Source organism: Vibrio splendidus (assembly GCF_024347615.1).
GTDB classification, from domain to species: Bacteria; Pseudomonadota; Gammaproteobacteria; order Enterobacterales; family Vibrionaceae; genus Vibrio; species Vibrio splendidus.
In genome coordinates, this window is sequence record NZ_AP025508.1 from 3,525,387 (window position 1) to 3,542,527 (window position 17,141).

The following is a 17,141-nucleotide window of genomic DNA, read 5'->3' on the forward strand; positions in this document are numbered from 1 at the left end:
CTTAACCTAGGCTGATTTGAACATCAACGCCAGCTGCAAGATCAAGACGCATTAGAGCATCAACAGTTTTATCTGTTGGCTCAACGATGTCGATCAAACGCTTGTGAGTACGAATTTCGTACTGGTCACGTGCATCTTTGTTGACGTGTGGAGAGGTAAGAACAGTGAAACGCTCTTTACGAGTAGGAAGTGGAATAGGACCACGAACCTGTGCGCCAGTACGTTTTGCTGTTTCAACGATTTCCGCAGTTGAAGCATCGATTAACTTGTAATCAAACGCTTTAAGGCGGATACGAATACGTTGGTTCTGCATGAGACAGAGCTCCAATTATTAAAAATTACACAAACAATATCGCCACTCAAGCTCGAAAGAACGAGAGAATGCCGATTGATTTATGTGAAACCGTAGCATCCAAAATCAGGACGCATTGTCAGTTAACTTTTGAAGTAAACACGAAGTTTACTATTTTTATTAACCGCGAACATAAGCTGAGTATACATTACTAGGTAAGACCTACTCCTCAGTGCTCATTGGTTCACAAACCGGCGTTAGCCAGTGCGATGCATTATACAGATCACGTTTTAGTATGCAAGTAGTGTTGGGAAAATAATCGGAATATATTGAAAAAGGAACTTGGGGATATATGGAGTATTGCGCGGGAAAGGAATGTTTCTCTATAAATAATAAAAGGGAAGCCGTAGCTTCCCTTTTCAGATGCGTGCTCTTCTAATGAAGAGTGTGCAAAAATCTAAATGCTATTAAGCGAAGATTTTAGCTACAACACCAGCACCAACTGTACGGCCACCTTCGCGGATTGCGAAACGTAGACCTTCGTCCATTGCAATTGGAGCGATTAGCTCAACAGTCATTTGAACGTTGTCACCTGGCATTACCATTTCTACGCCTTCTGGTAGAGTGATATCGCCTGTTACGTCAGTTGTACGGAAGTAGAACTGTGGACGGTAACCCTTGAAGAAAGGAGTGTGACGGCCGCCTTCGTCTTTAGAAAGTACGTATACTTCAGACTCAAACTTAGTGTGTGGGTTGATTGAACCTTTAGCAGAAAGTACTTGGCCACGTTCAACGTCATCACGCTTAGTACCACGTAGAAGTGCACCAACGTTCTCACCTGCACGACCTTCGTCAAGCAGTTTACGGAACATTTCAACACCAGTACAAGTAGTAAGAGTAGTTTCTTTGATACCAACGATTTCTACTTCGTCACCTACACGTAGGATACCGCGCTCGATACGACCAGTAACTACTGTACCACGACCTTGGATTGAGAATACATCTTCAATAGGAAGTAGGAACGGTAGATCAACAGCACGCTCTGGAAGTGGAATGTAAGAATCTAGTGCTTCTGCAAGCTCAACGATCTTGTCTTCCCACTGCTTTTCGCCGTTTAGAGCGCCAAGTGCAGAACCTTGAATTACTGGAAGGTCGTCTCCTGGGTACTCGTACTCAGAAAGAAGTTCACGTACTTCCATTTCTACTAGCTCAAGTAGCTCTTCGTCATCAACCATGTCACATTTGTTCATGAATACGATGATGTAAGGGATACCAACTTGACGACCAAGTAGGATGTGCTCACGTGTTTGTGGCATAGGGCCATCTGTAGCAGCAACAACTAGGATACCGCCGTCCATTTGAGCAGCACCAGTGATCATGTTTTTAACATAATCGGCGTGTCCAGGACAATCTACGTGTGCGTAGTGACGTTCAGGAGTATCGTACTCAACGTGAGAAGTTGCGATTGTGATACCGCGCTCGCGCTCTTCTGGAGCGTTATCGATAGATGCGAAATCTTTAGCAACACCGCCGTACACTTTTGCAAGTGTAGTACAGATAGCAGCAGTTAGAGTTGTTTTACCGTGGTCAACGTGGCCGATAGTACCAACGTTTACGTGCGGTTTCGTACGTTCAAATTTTTCTTTAGACACAATCGTGTTCCTTCCTAGTTATGATTCGCCACGTTCATTATTGAGCGAGACGCGCCAGAAATTGCTATTTTATGCGCCAACTCTCGTTAGCGCAATATTTGGACGCATTGATCTTTCAAAAAATGAAAAAAATGCGGCCCTTTTGTTTAACCACGCTCTGCAATGATTGCTTTTGCAACATTGTTAGGCACTTCAGCGTACTCACTAAACTCCATAGAGTAAGAAGCACGGCCTTGTGTCGCAGAACGTAAATCAGTTGCGTAACCGAACATGACAGACAACGGAACTTGTGCACGAATTATCTTCAGGCCAGCTGTCCCCTCGTCCATACCTTCGATGATGCCGCGACGACGGTTAATATCGCCAACAACGTCACCCATCCAGTCTTCTGGAGTAGTTACTTCAACTTTCATCATAGGCTCAAGCAGAACCGGTTGCGCTTCAAGTGCACCCGATCTGAAAGCCATAGAGGCAGCGATTGTAAACGCCATCTCACTTGAATCTACTTCATGGTAAGAACCATCATATAGTGTAGCTTTGATATCCAAAACTGGATAGCCAGCAAGTACACCATTGTTCATCTGCTCTTCAACGCCTTTAGCGACTGAAGCAATAAACTCTTTAGGTACGATACCGTTGGCAATTTCATCAACGAAGACAAAGCCCTCGCCAGCTTCTGATGGTTCAAGTTTTAGCCACACGTGACCGTACTGACCTTTACCACCATGCTCACGGATAAATTTGCCTTCCGCTTTCGCAGTACCGCGAATCGTTTCACGATAAGCTACTTGCGGGTTACCAACGTTGCAGTTGACGTTAAATTCACGCTTCATACGGTCAACGATGATATCTAAGTGTAGTTCGCCCATACCAGAAATCAGTGTCTGGCCAGTTTCCGCATCCATATCAACGCGGAATGATGGGTCTTCTGCTGCTAGTTTACCTAGAGCGATAGTCATTTTATCTTGATCAGCTTGAGAGCGAGGCTCTACAACGATCTGAATAACTGGATCTGGGAATTCCATACGCTCAAGAACGATTTTATGGTTCTGATCACATAGAGTTTCACCAGTAGTAACATCTTTAAGGCCGATAATGGCTGCGATGTCACCTGCTCGTACTTCTTTTACTTCTTCACGTTTGTTTGAGTGCATTTGAACAATGCGCCCTAAACGTTCACGTTGTTTCTTCACAGAGTTGTAAGCTGTTTTACCACTTTCAACAACTCCAGAGTAAACACGGATGAAAGTTAAAGTACCAACAAATGGGTCTGTTGCAATTTTAAATGCTAGCGCTGAGAACGGTTCTTTGTCGTCCGCGTGACGTTCAATTTCATTCTCGTCGTCATCAATACCTTTAATTGCCGGTACATCGACTGGAGAAGGAAGGAAGTCAACCACTGCATCTAGAACAGCTTGTACACCTTTGTTTTTGAATGCACTACCACAAGTGGCAAGTACGATTTCATTATTAAGGGTACGAATACAAAGACCTTGCTTGATTTCAGCTTCTGTTAATTCACCTTCTTCAAGGTACTTATCCATCAGCTCTTCATTTGCTTCTGCAGCAGCTTCAACAAGTTCGGTACGATATTCTTCAGCCATTTCTTGCATGTCTGCAGGAATATCTTCGTACGTGAAAGTCATGCCTTGGTCAGCTTCGTTCCAGTTGATTGCCTTCATCTTGAGAAGATCGACAACACCTTGGAAGTTTTCTTCAGCACCAATGTTCAGTTGAATTGGAACAGGGGTTGCGCCTAGGCGGTCCTTGATCTGTTCAACTACGCGCAAGAAATCTGCGCCTGTACGGTCCATTTTGTTAACGAAAACCATACGTGGAACTTGGTACTTATCAGCTTGACGCCATACTGTCTCTGACTGAGGTTCAACACCAGACGAGCCACAGAAAACAACAACTGCACCATCAAGTACACGTAGAGAACGTTCTACTTCGATTGTGAAGTCAACGTGTCCAGGAGTGTCGATGATGTTGATACGGTGGTCCGAGAACTGAGCTTCCATACCACGCCAAAACGTAGTCGTTGCTGCTGAAGTGATCGTAATACCGCGCTCTTGCTCTTGCTCCATCCAGTCCATGGTTGCTGCACCATCGTGAACTTCGCCGATTTTGTGAGAAAGACCGGTATAGAACAGAATACGTTCACTTGTGGTTGTTTTACCTGCATCTACGTGAGCAACGATACCGATATTACGGTATTGCTCTATAGGAGTTTTACGAGCCACGGTTGAATCCTCTTATTAGAGACTTAGGGACTATTGCTATGTCTAGATTATGCGTTAAAAGCGATGCTTCGCTAAAAAGTGCTTGCCCTAGAAATAGCAATAGTTCCTAGCATAAGCATAGGAACTAAAGAAGTGCTGCAAGGAACCTTGCAGCACTAAAAAGGTATTACCAGCGGTAATGTGCGAACGCTTTGTTTGCGTCAGCCATGCGGTGAACGTCTTCACGTTTCTTAACCGCAGTACCTTTGTTCTCAGACGCGTCTAGCATTTCAGCAGCTAGGCGTTGAGCCATAGATTTTTCACCACGCTTACGCGCAGCTTCAACTACCCAACGCATAGCAAGAGCGTTACGGCGAACCGGACGAACTTCTACAGGTACTTGGTAAGTTGAACCACCCACACGGCGAGATTTAACTTCTACCGCTGGGCGAACATTTTCAAGAGCTTCTTCAAATACAGCTAAGTGATCTTTACCAGATTTCTCAGCCATAGTTTCTAGTGCAGTGTAAACAATCTTCTCTGCAGTAGATTTTTTTCCGTCAACCATAAGGATGTTAACGAATTTTGCCAGCAGTTCAGATTTGAACTTAGGATCTGGAAGGATCTTACGCTGGCCTATTACGCGACGACGTGGCATGGAATTTCTCCGTTGTCTTCTTCAGGTTTTTTCCAAAACTTTTCAGAATAATAAATAAATAGTGTTTGGCCTTACTTAACGCTTTCTTTTTAAAAAAGACGCATTAAGACTTAGGACGTTTCACACCATACTTAGAACGACCTTTCTTACGGTCGTTAACGCCTGCACAGTCAAGTGCACCGCGAACAGTGTGGTAACGCACACCTGGTAAATCTTTAACACGACCACCACGGATAAGAACAACACTGTGTTCTTGAAGGTTATGACCTTCGCCGCCGATGTATGAAGTAACTTCAAAGCCGTTAGTTAGACGAACACGACATACTTTACGTAGTGCTGAGTTCGGTTTTTTTGGAGTAGTAGTATATACGCGAGTACATACACCACGTTTTTGTGGGCACGCTTCTAGTGCAGGCACGTTGCTTTTAACAACCTGCTTTACACGAGGAGTACGTACCAACTGGTTAATAGTTGCCATTAACTAGCTCCTGATTTACTTGAAAGTAAGCTTGATGAAAAATCTAGCCCTATTACACATAGTGTAAATAGGGACGCAAAATTCTATTCAGCAGTGGGATGTGTGTCAAGAAATATACAGATCTTTTTTAGCCGTCTAGAGCTCAGTATGGTATTTTTTTAACCATACTGATAAAACACAGCTACCAAGTTACTGATTTGTCGTTCAAAACCGTTAGTTTGACGAATCCGTCGAAGTCCACTTGATCCAGAGTGCTTGAAGCAAGTTGTTGTAAACCTCGGCTATCGAGATCTGTTTTTAATACCGACACATGTTCAACGGTTGAGATTTGATTGAATAACTCATGATTTGGAAGGCAAACATACACCGCATCTTCAACCAAAAGGATGTGATCCTTTTGTTGCGAGTACGCCAATGCAAGCTTGAGTTTGTCTACTGATTTTACAATATGAAGCATAACGTTCCCTAGAAAGTCAGTATTTTTTGGCTCTGAGCTAACTTCTGCGTCAACTCATTCACTTCTAGCGCAGTCACATCGATCAGTAAGTTATCGGTCGAGAGACCAAACTGATTGAGACTATGTTGACACACGTAAACTTGCTCGATGTCGTAGAGGTCCATAAGCTTGAATGCAGAAATATAGTCACGTGATAGGGATTCATCAGGCTGTTGAGCCTTGAGAAGCTGTGTAACGCCATTACCGACAAAGAACACGGTAATGTCTTCACTATAGGCTGAAGCCGCTAGCAGTGCGTCTAGCCCTTCCCTGCCCGCTGCCGTCGTATGAGGGAAAGTGTTAAATACAAAGGCCAATTTACTCAAAACTGTACAACCCTATCTTGCGTCAAAAGTGCTTCAGATAAGCTCCCTAACCCAGCTTGGGTAAACCCAGCCGCCAAGTTAGATGCACTCAATTGATGTTGCGTTGCTTCATCCGTGCTGATCACTCCGCGTCTAAGCGCAGCAGCAACACACGTTTCAAGGCTAACATTGTGCTCATCCGCCAGTTTTTGCCAAGCGGAAGCCAGGTCGAATTCATCATTAGCAGGTACGGTAAGGTCAGAGCCATTACTGACGCCATCTTGATAGAAGAATACACTGTGAAGTTTGTGGCCCTGATTAATAAGAGCCACTGCAAACTGGTACGCACTTCTTGCCGACTGTGAACCGTAGACCGGTCCATTCACTAAAAGTGTATAGCTTAACAACCCTCTTCATCCTCTGTTTTACGTTGTCGGATGTATAGGTATACGGTGTGCTTAGAGATGTTCAATCGCTCAGCAACACGGTTAATCGCGTCTTTAATATCGAAAATACCTTTGTCGTAAAGCTCCATCACGATTTGACGGTTCTTAGTATTGTTCGATACTGATTTGTCGGCATTGATTTCTTCAATGGTGCGTTCAACCGTCTGGTCGACAAGCTCTTCCACATCACTCGCAAAGTTTACTGATGATGCTGCTTCGTCCGCATCTTGCGTAGGCATGAAAGATTGCAGTACTTGTGAGAATGGCGCATCTAAGTTTACGTTAATACACAACAAACCAATCACTCGGTCTTCACCATTGCGGATAGCAACCGTGATCGACTTCATCAATACTCCGCCTTTAGCGCGAGTAAAGTATGAACGTGAGAAGTTACGCTTAGAACCTTCAATATCTTTCAGCATCTTCAATGCGAGATCGGTGATCGGCGAACCAACCTGACGACCTGTATTTTCGCCGTTGGCAATTTTAATCGCAGAAGTATTGAGGTCTTCTAAAGAGTGTAAAACGATTTCACAAAACGGACCGATAAGACTCGCAATACCGTCAACCACGGCCTCATAAGATCTTAGAATGATTTTATCGTGTTCACTGAATGGCATAACGTGGACTGATTCCATTTCAAGTAACACATCTGCATTGACTGTTTCTGTAGTAGTCACTTATTCCTTACCTTCGTGTGAAAAATCAACAAATTTATGTAAGTTTATCAGAAAATTTTAATTGCACACCTAGCTAACATTGCAACTAGTGATTTAGAACAAGTTTAAAAATCAAATACTCACCTTCAAATCATAAAAAAAGCCTAACTCAGAGTTAGGCTTTTTATTCAATCAACGTATTTTAGAATAAAACTTTTAGCTGATATTACTGAGCAGGAGCCGCTTCAGCGTTATCAATGTTTAGTAGTTCAACTTCGAATACTAGCGTTGAGTTAGCAGGGATAGTCGGTGTGTCTTGCTCACCGTATGCTAGCTCTGGCGGGATAACGAACTTGTACTTAGAACCAACTTGCATCAGTTGTACGCCTTCAGTCCAACCTGGGATTACGCGGTTTAGTGGGAATGTTGCTGGTTCGCCACGATCGTAAGAGCTGTCGAACTGAGTACCGTCTGTTAGCGTACCTTTGTAGTGTACTTGAACGGTATCAGTGTCTTTTGGAGAAGCACCTTCACCAGCCGTCATTACTTGGTAAAGTAGACCAGATTCAGTTTGCTTAACGCCTTCAGTTTTAGCGAACTCAGCACGGAAATCATCACCGGCTTTCTTCACTTCTGCAGATTTTTCTGCCGCTTGTGCTTGCATTGTTTCAGCAACACGCTTGTCTAGAGCTTCTAGAGCTGCACGAGTTTCTTCTTCGTTAAGTGCTGTTTTCTCTGCGAATACGTCTTCGATACCTTGAAGAACCATATCTTTGTCTAGGTTAATGCCTAGCTCGCTTGGCTTATCAATGCTTGTGCTTAGGTAGTTCGCGAAAGATACACCGATTGCGTATGCCGCTTTGTCATCTTCTGTTTTAAAGTTTACTGCTGCAACTTTAGCTTCTTCTACCTGTGGAGCTTCTGCCTTTGGTTCTTCTTTCTGACAACCAACTGCTAGCATAACCGTTGCGGCAAGCAGTGATACTTTTAAAACTGATTTCATTGAATTCTCCAATTAATGGCCAAGCCATTGGTTATTGTGCACAAATCTAATGATTAGATTGGTGTGAATACGTTAGTTATAACAATATACTAGTCATATGTCTTTCGACACAAACCGGATTATTAGATGTGATGCGAATATTTTTCCACTCATTGCTATGTACGATTGTCATCACCTTGTTAAATGGTTGCTTTTTCTTTCAAGATGATGAGCAACGTTGGGAAATTGAACCCAATGGTGCCACCAGCTTTGCCCTAAGCAGAGATGGACGCTTCGCGCTGCTCTACTCTCAGCAAAAACAACTGTTACTCTGGGACCTCGTCCAAGATAAAGAACTCGCTCAGCTCGGCCCACAAGATCAATCAGAAAACCAAGTATCGCGTATCCGCATCTCTGACAACGGCCGCTTTGCGATTACCGCCAGCCAGATGAATTTCGCCGTTTGGGACTTATCTTGGACTCAAGCTGAAGGGCTTTGGTCTATTTCCGATGGCTTAATTCGCGATGTCGACATATCCAGTAATGGTGAAAAAGTCTTACTTGGCCTGTCTAATGGCAAAGCTATCTATGTGGACTTAGTCACCGGACGCCGTCTTGAGTTCCTTGCTCACCGAGAAAAAGTTAATTCCGTCTCCCTCTCTTCTAATGGCCGCTACGCATTATCAGGCGGCAACGACTACAAAGCTTATCTTTGGGATACCGAATCAGGCTTGGTGTTACGTACCTTCGAGCATGAACAAAGAGTAGTGCGAGTTGCACTACAACGGGATGGAGAATTGGCTTTTACTTCCGATGGCGGCAACCAAGCGATGATCTGGAATTTGGAAACAGGTGAACCTCAAGCGCAATTGCAGAGCTGGTCTCGACAGCTGATATTCTCGAGTGCTCGCTTTTCTGACGACGGCAGTATGTTGGTGACGGGTACGCCATCAAGCCAAGTGAGTGTGTGGAATACTCAAGATGGAAAACGCATTTCTCGTCACGATGCCGAGCCATTAAAAGATGCTCGCCCTCCCCGTGCGGTAGTGTATGATGCAGCCTTTGATGAAAAGAACCGTGTGATATCGGGCACCTCTGCGGGCATCGCCCAAGCTTGGAATGTGGATTAAGAACGATGACAGAAAAGCGAATTGAACAACTAGAAAGCCGCGTGAATGACCTAGAATGTCAGTTGGCTTTCCAAGAACAAACCATTGAAGAACTCAATGAAGCGCTTAGCCAACAACAGATGTTGATCACGAGAATGCAAGATCAAATGAAGTTCGTGGTGGGTAAAGTGAAAAATATGGATGGCTCAAACCTCGCTGATGCATCAGAAGAGACGCCACCTCCACACTATTAAGCGCCGTTCAAAATGACGAATTGATTCTAGTGACGTGTATCGCTAGAAATCTGCAAACTAAAAGGGCGACAGATACTCATCTGCCGCCCTTTTGTTTATTTCACCTGAGTGAATAAGCTAAAGCCAATTAAGCCAATACAATCTTAGTCATCGGCATAAATCTTCACTTCCACGCAGCCGTTCGTATCAACACTCGCACGATACATCCCTGAACTGTTCATACCGAAGTGAATATCACCTTGGCCATCAATAGCAATCAAGCCACCTTCTCCGCCCATGGTTTTCAATTCACCTTGAATGATAGTTTCACAAGCCGTGTGCACATCTTCTTTGAGATAACGCATTCGTGCTGCTACATCACTGGCAACCATTTTACGTAGAAAGAACTCGCCCATTCCTGTCGTTGATACGGCCACGTTGCCATTTTCAGCAACAGTGCCTGCACCGATGATTGGAGAATCTCCCACACGACCGTATTTTTTATTGGTTACGCCACCGGTACTGGTTGCTGCAGCTAAGTTACCGGCTTGGTCTAATGCGACAGCGCCAACCGTGCCGTACTTTTTATCATCTGGGTATTTTTGAGCTTGTTGCTCATCGTATTTGGCTTCAGACAAAGCAAAGATACCTTTCTCTTTCATCGACTGAAGTTGGTCATAACGACGCTCAGTAAAGAAGTAATCTTGCTCGGTGAAGATATACTCATGCTCAAACGCAAACCTCTCTGCGCCTTCACCAATCAACAGCACATGATCGCTTTTAAGCATCACATCACGCGCAAGCTCAATGGGGTTTTTGATATGGCGGACACCGGCAATAGCACCCGCATCCATTTCGCGACCGTGCATCACAGAAGCATCCATCTCAACAAATTCATCATGAGTTAAAACAGAGCCTTTACCGGCATTAAAATGCGGGCTGTCTTCCATCACCTTGACTGACGCAACCACTGCATCCAACGCATCGCCACCCGATAGCAAAACTTGATAGCCAGCCAAAACCGACTTCTCCAAAGCCTCGGTAATACCCGTTTTTAATTCATCGCTCATTTGCTCTCGCAAGATAGTTCCTGCACCACCATGAATGGCAATTGAAAAAGGCTGTGACATGCAAACTCTCCACTGACGTCGTCTTATAATGTTGTGCTATCAATACCACATCCATGGTTTGATGTCTGATAGCGAAAACCAAACTTTTTACGAATGCTTAGATTTGTGGACACTTAGATTTGCGGACACTTAGTTCGCTAGATTAAAAGTCAGCTCAAAAAGCGAGACTCCTTAAACGAAAAAAACCTCCACAAGGGAGGCTTTCAATATTCTTAAACTAAACCGTTAGTTCGGTATTAGTGAGAACCACAGCTACCGCCGCCGCAGCAGCCGTCTTTTTTCTCTTCAGCGTGGTCATGGCCTTCGCCACCACAGCAACCGCCTTCGTGGTCATGATCATGGTCGTGACCATGGCTACCACAGCCGCCTTCTTGGTGTACGTGACCGTGTTGAACTTCTTCTTCAGTCGCTTCACGAACGGCTACAACTTCAACGTCAAACGTTAGAGTTTGGCCAGCTAGCATGTGGTTACCATCAACAACAACTTCGTCGCCATCTACTTCAGTAACTTCAACTGGGATTGGACCTTGGTCAGTATCCGCTAGGAAACGCATGCCAACTTCGATTTGCTCAACACCTTGGAATACGTCTGCAGGAACACGTTGAACTAAGTCATCGTTGTGCTCGCCGTAAGCGTCTTCTGGAGTAACCGTTGCTGAGAACTTGTCGCCAGCTACTTTGCCTTCAAGCTCTTTTTTAAGACCTGTAATTAGGTTGTTGTGACCGTGAAGGTAATCTAGTGGAGCTTCTGCAGTTGATTGGTCAACTACTACGCCATCTTCAAGTTTCACTTGATATGCAACACTAACTACTACGTTCTTTTCAATTTTCATGAGAGCTCCAAGGAGGTTTGGACTAAGCTCGAACAGTTGAGCTTAGGAAAAATTCTGTACCGGGATATTATGGGGATCAATTAACGAAACTCAATCATTCTGGCTTAAAAATACCGATCATTTCTTGATTCGCGTGTTCAGATTTCTCTACAGTTTTCGGTTTGCGCTGCTCTGTGAAGTCACAATCGACGCATTCCACCAGCTCGATGTTATTTTCAACCCACCAGCGGAGTGTGTCTTGAGTCTTGCAGCTTGGGCAGCTCGCCCCTGCGATAAAGCGTTTTTTCTGTTTCACGTTCATATCCTTTACTACTCTGGATTCGCAGTTCTTCCCACATGCTCTATTCGAGACTAAGCAGAGACCGCGTTTATTATTAGATTGGTTCTTTAAGTTACAGTTTTTAAGAGCAACTACAGAGCTAAGCTCAAGCGATTAGCTCTAACTTCTAAGCTCTAAGCTCTAAGCTCTAAGCTAAGGCTATTGCCAATAGTTTCTAGATTGGTGATCATTTTCCATCTCATGTCCAAAGATCTCTTCAAGCTCTTTACGAGCCTCTTTCGCTCTCTGAGCTAACTCGGCATCTTCGCTATGCTGAGGAAGCAACTCTTTGAGCATACCATTATCCAATTTCCTAAAATGTGCTTCTGCTCGCTTCGCTTTATATGGATGCATACCAAGTTCAGTCAATGTTTGACGACCTAAATCTAGAGCCCCAAGGAAAGTTTCACGAGAATAGTTGCTCACACCATGGTTAAGTAATTGATACGCTTCAACACGGCTTCGAGCACGCGCTAAGATCTTCAACTGCGGGAAATGCTGCTTACACAAATCCACGGTTTTCATGATTTCATCGGGAGAGTCGGTACACAGCACAATCGCTTCGGCCTTATCAGCTCCCGCTGCTCGTAATAGTTCAAGGTGAGTTGAGTCACCGTAGAATACCTTGTAGCCGAATTTTCTAAGTATATGGATTTGACTGGCATCACTTTCAAGAACGGTGATACGAATCTTGTTGGCATACATTAGACGCCCAATGATCTGACCGAAACGACCAAAGCCCGCAATAATCACTCGAGGGCTGCGATCAACCACATCCGAAGACATCGCGCTTTCACTGATTTGATTGAGTTGACGAGCAAAGAAGCGATCTTGCAGCTTAAGCATCAATGGCGTGGTCACCATAGAAAGGCTCACAACAACTAGTAAGAACGACACTTGGTCGCCGCTTAAGATGCCTTGTGCACTCGCAGCGGTAAAAATAACGAAAGCGAATTCACCACCTTGGCTGAGAATCATCGCCATACGGCTGCGCGCTTTAGTTTGAGTACCGAAGATACGGGCCAGCGCATACAACACCAAGCCTTTCAATACGACCAGAGACGACACCGCGATCAATATTGCGAATGGACTTTCTGCCAGTAAACCTAGATTTACCGCCATACCCACAGAGATAAAGAACAGACCAAGCAGTAACCCTTTGAATGGGTCTATGGCGATTTCAAGCTCATGTCGATATTCACTTTCAGCCAGAAGTACGCCCGCTAAGAAAGTACCCAGTGCCATCGACAAACCTATCTGTTGCATGATGACGGCAATACCAATAACTAATAGCAGCGCTGCGACCGTGAACAGCTCACGTACGCCACTCATGACTACGTATCGGAACAGTGGCCTCAATAAGAAGTGACCACCGACAAGCAAGCCAATGACACCGCCCAGCATCCACAACATGTCAGCCCAACTGCCGCCCGTATTACCCGCAAGTAGAGGCAACATCGCTAGCATTGGAATAACGGCAATATCTTGGAAAAGTAGTACTGCAAAGCCTGACTGTCCTGCTTCTTTTCCGCCAAGCTCTCGCTCTTCAATAACACGCAAGGCAATCGCAGTGGAAGACAGCGCCAAGCCCATACCTATCACGAGACTGGTTTGCCATGTTAATCCGAACAAACAGGCGATGGCGGTAATAATCAAGGTGGTGATCAGCACTTGCGCACCACCGAGTCCGAGAATAGGCGCCCTCATCTGCCACAGTTTTTTAGGGTTAAGCTCTAAGCCAATCAAGAAAAGCAGCAGCACCACCCCAAATTCGGAGAAGTGTAGAATCGCCTCTACATCACTGATTAAACCAAGCCCCCACGGGCCAATCGCCACGCCAGCTAATAGATAGCCGAGTACTGAACCTAAGCCAGCTCGCTGCGCGATAGGAACCGCAACCACAGCAGCCGCTAAAAATATAACGCTACTTTGTAGAAAATCATTAGTCAGAGCCATCATTCGCTCCTATATCTTGTAGCGGGTCTCGCAGCCAATTTCGATACGCTTCTGCGTGTTGGTAAAGCGTCATGTCCGAAACATTTCTCGCCCAGTGTAAAACTAAGGGGGATATCCAGTGCATCTGACACAAAGCAGCAGTTAGCTCGAATGGTTGCAAGATCTCTTGTAATGGATATTTATTATAGCCTGCGGCGCCAAACGCCTCTTCTTTACCACCGGTAGTAATAACGCTACGCCAGTGTTTGCCTTTAAGCGCACTCTGCTCACCGAATGCAAATCCTTTTCCTAACACACGATCAAACCACTCCTTCAATAACGAAGGACAGGAATACATAAACAGAGGATGCTGGAACACAATCACATCGTACTCTAGGAGTAAATCATGCTCATAAGGCACATCGATAAAGAAGTCTGGGTAGATGGCGTAGAGATCGTGAATTTTGACATGACCGAGCGACTCGACCTTTTTAACCATCATTTGATTAGCAATAGAGGTGTGCGGCTCTGGGTGTGCGTAGATTATTAACACCTTTGGCACGGCTTTGTCTGTCGAGGGAGTATTACTCATTCCTTTGAGGGCTAAACGGTGGCAAGGCCACAAGAATTTAAGCAAAAGTTATTAATATGTTATTGGCATCATAACGCAAATTGCATTGTGATCGACTTTTATCTGGTTTCAGCCTACTATGCAGGCGTCTGTTCACCTCTAATTTCTATGCTATTTCAATTATGATTACTTTCTCTGATATTCAATTGCTCCGCGGTGGTAAGCCACTCCTCGACCAAGCATCTGCGACTTTTCATCCTGGCGACAAGATCGGTTTGGTTGGTAAAAACGGCTGTGGTAAATCTACGCTGTTCGCCCTAATCAAGGACGAACTGTCTATTGATGCAGGCTCGTTCAGTAAACCAGCTCATTGGGAAATGGCTTGGGTTGCTCAAGAAACACCAGCATTAGAAAGAACAGCCATTGAATACGTGATTGATGGCGACCGTGAATACCGTGGCCTTGAAGATCAACTAGAGAAAGCGGAACAAGCCGACAACGGCACATTAGTCGCAGAGATCCACGGCAAGATTGAAACCATTGGTGGTTACAGCATCAAAGCACGTGCTGCCGAGTTATTGGATGGCCTAGGCTTTCGCCAAGAGCAAATGACATGGAACCTAACCCAGTTCTCGGGTGGTTGGCGTATGCGTTTGAACTTAGCGCAAGCCCTTCTATGTCGCAGTGACTTACTGCTACTCGATGAGCCTACCAACCACTTGGATTTAGACGCAGTAATGTGGCTAGAGCGCTGGTTACAAAACTACCCAGGCACACTCGTTCTTATCTCGCACGATAGAGATTTCTTAGATCCTATCGTCAACCGCATCGTGCATGTTGAAAACCAGCAGCTCAATGAATACACCGGTAACTACTCATCGTTTGAAACTCAACGAGCACAAAAGTTAATCCTGCAGCAAGCAATGTTCCAAAAGCAGCAGAAACAAATGTCTCACATGCAGAGCTACATTGACCGCTTTCGCTACAAAGCATCAAAGGCTCGCCAAGCGCAAAGCCGTATTAAAGCACTAGAGAAAATGGAACAAGTGCTGCCCGCTCAGTTTGATAACCCATTCAGCTTTGAGTTTAGAGAGCCAGACGCGCTACCAAATCCAATCATGATGATGGATGAAGTATCAGCGGGCTATGATGACAATCTGATTCTAGAGAAGATTCGCCTAAATCTAGTACCCGGCAGCCGTATCGGTCTGCTTGGTCGAAATGGTGCCGGCAAATCAACGCTAATCAAGCTGCTTTCAGGTGAACTGAAACAGCAAGGCGGTGAGCTGAGCTATTCGCAAGGCGTTAAGATGGGTTACTTCGCTCAGCATCAATTGGAGACGCTGCACCCAGAAGAAACGCCACTTCAGCACATGATGCAAATTGCGCCGAAACACACCGAGCAACAACTGCGTGACTACCTAGGTAGCTTTGGCTTCCAAGGTGAAAAAGCACTCGACAAGGTGGCGCCATTCTCGGGTGGTGAAAAAGCGCGCTTGGTATTAGCGCTACTGGTATGGCAAAAACCAAACCTGTTGCTACTCGATGAACCAACCAACCACTTGGATCTCGACATGCGTCAGGCGTTGACCTTCGCCCTACAGACATTTGAAGGCGCAATGGTTATCGTATCGCACGACCGTTACCTACTTCGTGCGACTACTGATGATTTATACCTTGTGCACGACCGTCAAGTTGCACCGTTTGATGGTGACCTAAGCGATTACTACAAGTGGCTAACCGAACAGCAGAAAGTTGAGCGCAAAGAAGCACAAGCATTGGCACCAGCAAAAGACGGCGCCAACAGTGCAGCAGCGAAAAAAGAGCAGAAACGTAAAGAAGCAGAGTTCCGTAAACTGACGGCACCACTTCGTAAAAAGCTGACTCAATTTGAAAAGCAGATGGATAAGTTAACGCTATCTCTCGAAGAAGCTGAGCAAGAATTATCCGACACTTCACTGTATGAAGCTGAAAATAAGGCTAAACTGAATAAAGTACTCGCTCTCCAAGCGAGCAGTAAGTCACAGCTAGAAGAAGTTGAAATGGATTGGATGTCCACTCAAGAAGAGCTTGAGCAGATGGAACAGGATATGGATAGCTTATGAGCCCAGAGCACGCCCCAATATCACTAACACTGGAACGACTATGGCAATTTAGCCTTCAGTATTACAGTGTGCGCGGTGTAAAGGATGCGTGCCTAGCTTTGCAAAACCAGTTCCACGGCAACGTCAATCTACTGCTGCTTCTCAAATGGCTTGATGAGCAGCAATTGTCTTTTGCTGAGGAAGAGTGGCACAAGGTACAACAGTGCTTAAGCCGCTCTGAAACCCTGCTTCATAGCTATCGAGAGCTGCGTAAGCACCTCAAACCTCAAGTTGTCGATTCCCTCTACCGTGAAGCGCTCCAATTTGAACTGCAGTTAGAGAAGCAACAGCAATCTGATCTCGTCGACTGCATTAATTCTCTTCAGCTTACGGCTAACCAGCAATCACCACTCGCTTTTCAATACTGTCGTTTATTAGGGGCTGAAAACCTCTACGACGCTTTTTCTGAACCAGCCCCTCAACCCTAACGCGTTTCCTTTCTCTTATCTTCAATCAAGATCCAAGCTTACCTTGGTAGTATCGCTCTTCGTTTTCACACGGGAGTGGCGCGCATGACTGGCAATATGTTTGAAGCTCAATCTCGACAATATTCAACTAGTTACCTACGCCTTGTTTTTGTAGCCCGTATCAGTGAAACCCTTGCGCTTATACCGAGAATCAACCAAGCTCAAATAAAAACGTGGGCGTTTCGCTAAAAGCTCAACACTTTATCAAAG

19 protein-coding genes are annotated in these 17,141 nt (G+C 45.1%); 4 read left to right on the forward strand and 15 right to left on the reverse strand.

Features of this window, described 5'->3' with window-relative positions:
* Nucleotide 1: 1 nt before the first annotated feature.
* From rpsJ to fkpA, 10 genes are all read right to left on the reverse strand, one after another.
* Nucleotides 2–313 carry a 30S ribosomal protein S10 gene (rpsJ, locus tag OCU90_RS15850; protein WP_004736761.1) on the reverse strand — a complete coding sequence of 104 codons (312 nt, stop codon included), beginning with the start codon at nucleotides 311–313 and terminating at the stop codon, nucleotides 2–4.
* Nucleotides 314–759: 446 nt separating this feature from the next.
* Entirely contained in the window at nucleotides 760–1,944 is a 1,185-nt protein-coding gene (tuf, locus tag OCU90_RS15855; protein ID WP_012604914.1) for an elongation factor Tu, read from the reverse strand.
* 146 nt (nucleotides 1,945–2,090) lie between these two features.
* Complete coding sequence (gene fusA, locus OCU90_RS15860; RefSeq protein WP_099426161.1) at nucleotides 2,091–4,187, reverse strand: elongation factor G; 2,097 nt, start codon at nucleotides 4,185–4,187, stop codon at nucleotides 2,091–2,093.
* 166 nt (nucleotides 4,188–4,353) lie between these two features.
* Nucleotides 4,354–4,824, reverse strand: a complete 471-nt coding sequence (gene rpsG / locus OCU90_RS15865) for a 30S ribosomal protein S7 (RefSeq protein WP_017073678.1) — start codon at nucleotides 4,822–4,824, stop codon at nucleotides 4,354–4,356.
* 103 nt (nucleotides 4,825–4,927) lie between these two features.
* A complete protein-coding gene (gene rpsL / locus OCU90_RS15870; protein WP_012604917.1) occupies nucleotides 4,928–5,302 on the reverse strand; it encodes a 30S ribosomal protein S12 in 375 nt (124 codons plus the stop codon).
* 181 nt (nucleotides 5,303–5,483) lie between these two features.
* Nucleotides 5,484–5,759, reverse strand: coding sequence for a sulfurtransferase complex subunit TusB (tusB, locus tag OCU90_RS15875; protein ID WP_017083779.1), 276 nt, complete (start codon nucleotides 5,757–5,759; stop codon nucleotides 5,484–5,486).
* An 8-nt stretch (nucleotides 5,760–5,767) separates the two neighbouring features.
* Nucleotides 5,768–6,124 carry a sulfurtransferase complex subunit TusC gene (gene tusC, locus OCU90_RS15880; protein WP_017085994.1) on the reverse strand — a complete coding sequence of 119 codons (357 nt, stop codon included), beginning with the start codon at nucleotides 6,122–6,124 and terminating at the stop codon, nucleotides 5,768–5,770.
* Entirely contained in the window at nucleotides 6,121–6,510 is a 390-nt protein-coding gene (gene tusD, locus OCU90_RS15885) for a sulfurtransferase complex subunit TusD (RefSeq protein WP_017083781.1), read from the reverse strand. The genes tusC and tusD overlap by 4 nt, the downstream gene beginning before the upstream one ends.
* Complete coding sequence (locus OCU90_RS15890; protein ID WP_004729851.1) at nucleotides 6,504–7,229, reverse strand: helix-turn-helix transcriptional regulator; 726 nt, start codon at nucleotides 7,227–7,229, stop codon at nucleotides 6,504–6,506. The genes tusD and OCU90_RS15890 overlap by 7 nt, the downstream gene beginning before the upstream one ends.
* 205 nt (nucleotides 7,230–7,434) lie before the next feature.
* Nucleotides 7,435–8,211, reverse strand: coding sequence for an FKBP-type peptidyl-prolyl cis-trans isomerase (fkpA, locus tag OCU90_RS15895; RefSeq protein ID WP_061023554.1), 777 nt, complete (start codon nucleotides 8,209–8,211; stop codon nucleotides 7,435–7,437).
* A 131-nt stretch (nucleotides 8,212–8,342) separates the two neighbouring features.
* Here fkpA and OCU90_RS15900 point away from each other — a divergent pair, with 131 nt between their 5' ends.
* Complete coding sequence (locus OCU90_RS15900; RefSeq protein ID WP_026012360.1) at nucleotides 8,343–9,320, forward strand: WD40 repeat domain-containing protein; 978 nt, start codon at nucleotides 8,343–8,345, stop codon at nucleotides 9,318–9,320.
* Nucleotides 9,321–9,325: 5 nt separating this feature from the next.
* Nucleotides 9,326–9,553 carry a SlyX family protein gene (locus tag OCU90_RS15905; RefSeq protein ID WP_004729640.1) on the forward strand — a complete coding sequence of 76 codons (228 nt, stop codon included), beginning with the start codon at nucleotides 9,326–9,328 and terminating at the stop codon, nucleotides 9,551–9,553.
* A gap of 143 nt (nucleotides 9,554–9,696) precedes the next feature.
* Here OCU90_RS15905 and OCU90_RS15910 read toward each other — a convergent pair whose 3' ends face one another.
* The 5 genes from OCU90_RS15910 to kefG form a co-directional block, all read right to left on the reverse strand.
* Nucleotides 9,697–10,662 carry an isoaspartyl peptidase/L-asparaginase family protein gene (locus OCU90_RS15910; protein ID WP_061023556.1) on the reverse strand — a complete coding sequence of 322 codons (966 nt, stop codon included), beginning with the start codon at nucleotides 10,660–10,662 and terminating at the stop codon, nucleotides 9,697–9,699.
* Nucleotides 10,663–10,898: 236 nt separating this feature from the next.
* Nucleotides 10,899–11,495, reverse strand: a complete 597-nt coding sequence (gene slyD, locus OCU90_RS15915) for a peptidylprolyl isomerase (protein ID WP_061023558.1) — start codon at nucleotides 11,493–11,495, stop codon at nucleotides 10,899–10,901.
* A 94-nt stretch (nucleotides 11,496–11,589) separates the two neighbouring features.
* On the reverse strand, nucleotides 11,590–11,790 hold the full coding sequence (locus OCU90_RS15920; RefSeq protein WP_086048637.1) for a YheV family putative zinc ribbon protein: 201 nt from the start codon (nucleotides 11,788–11,790) through the stop codon (nucleotides 11,590–11,592).
* A gap of 183 nt (nucleotides 11,791–11,973) precedes the next feature.
* Complete coding sequence (kefB, locus tag OCU90_RS15925) at nucleotides 11,974–13,770, reverse strand: glutathione-regulated potassium-efflux system protein KefB (protein WP_029224575.1); 1,797 nt, start codon at nucleotides 13,768–13,770, stop codon at nucleotides 11,974–11,976.
* Nucleotides 13,757–14,341 (reverse strand): glutathione-regulated potassium-efflux system ancillary protein KefG, encoded by a 585-nt coding sequence (gene kefG / locus OCU90_RS15930; protein ID WP_004729645.1) that lies wholly within the window; start codon nucleotides 14,339–14,341, stop codon nucleotides 13,757–13,759. The genes kefB and kefG overlap by 14 nt, the downstream gene beginning before the upstream one ends.
* A 161-nt stretch (nucleotides 14,342–14,502) precedes the next feature.
* Here kefG and OCU90_RS15935 point away from each other — a divergent pair, with 161 nt between their 5' ends.
* Together OCU90_RS15935 and OCU90_RS15940 are read left to right on the forward strand one after the other, a co-directional pair.
* Nucleotides 14,503–16,425 carry an ABC transporter ATP-binding protein gene (locus OCU90_RS15935; RefSeq protein ID WP_004729646.1) on the forward strand — a complete coding sequence of 641 codons (1,923 nt, stop codon included), beginning with the start codon at nucleotides 14,503–14,505 and terminating at the stop codon, nucleotides 16,423–16,425.
* Nucleotides 16,422–16,892, forward strand: coding sequence for a TIGR02444 family protein (locus OCU90_RS15940; RefSeq protein ID WP_004729647.1), 471 nt, complete (start codon nucleotides 16,422–16,424; stop codon nucleotides 16,890–16,892). Before OCU90_RS15935 ends, OCU90_RS15940 begins: the two co-directional genes overlap by 4 nt.
* The last annotated feature ends 249 nt before the right edge of the window (nucleotides 16,893–17,141 follow it).

Coding starts and splice junctions, on each gene's coding strand:
- rpsJ (WP_004736761.1), bottom strand. CDS start 313: ATGCAGAACCAACGTATTCGTATCCGCCTTAAAGCGTTTGATTACAAG.
- rpsG (WP_017073678.1), bottom strand. CDS start 4,824: ATGCCACGTCGTCGCGTAATAGGCCAGCGTAAGATCCTTCCAGATCCT.
- rpsL (WP_012604917.1), bottom strand. CDS start 5,302: ATGGCAACTATTAACCAGTTGGTACGTACTCCTCGTGTAAAGCAGGTT.
- tusB (WP_017083779.1), bottom strand. CDS start 5,759: ATGCTTCATATTGTAAAATCAGTAGACAAACTCAAGCTTGCATTGGCG.
- fkpA (WP_061023554.1), bottom strand. CDS start 8,211: ATGAAATCAGTTTTAAAAGTATCACTGCTTGCCGCAACGGTTATGCTA.
- OCU90_RS15900 (WP_026012360.1), top strand. CDS start 8,343: ATGCGAATATTTTTCCACTCATTGCTATGTACGATTGTCATCACCTTG.
- OCU90_RS15905 (WP_004729640.1), top strand. CDS start 9,326: ATGACAGAAAAGCGAATTGAACAACTAGAAAGCCGCGTGAATGACCTA.
- OCU90_RS15910 (WP_061023556.1), bottom strand. CDS start 10,662: ATGTCACAGCCTTTTTCAATTGCCATTCATGGTGGTGCAGGAACTATC.
- slyD (WP_061023558.1), bottom strand. CDS start 11,495: ATGAAAATTGAAAAGAACGTAGTAGTTAGTGTTGCATATCAAGTGAAA.
- kefB (WP_029224575.1), bottom strand. CDS start 13,770: ATGGCTCTGACTAATGATTTTCTACAAAGTAGCGTTATATTTTTAGCG.
- kefG (WP_004729645.1), bottom strand. CDS start 14,341: ATGAGTAATACTCCCTCGACAGACAAAGCCGTGCCAAAGGTGTTAATA.
- OCU90_RS15935 (WP_004729646.1), top strand. CDS start 14,503: ATGATTACTTTCTCTGATATTCAATTGCTCCGCGGTGGTAAGCCACTC.
- OCU90_RS15940 (WP_004729647.1), top strand. CDS start 16,422: ATGAGCCCAGAGCACGCCCCAATATCACTAACACTGGAACGACTATGG.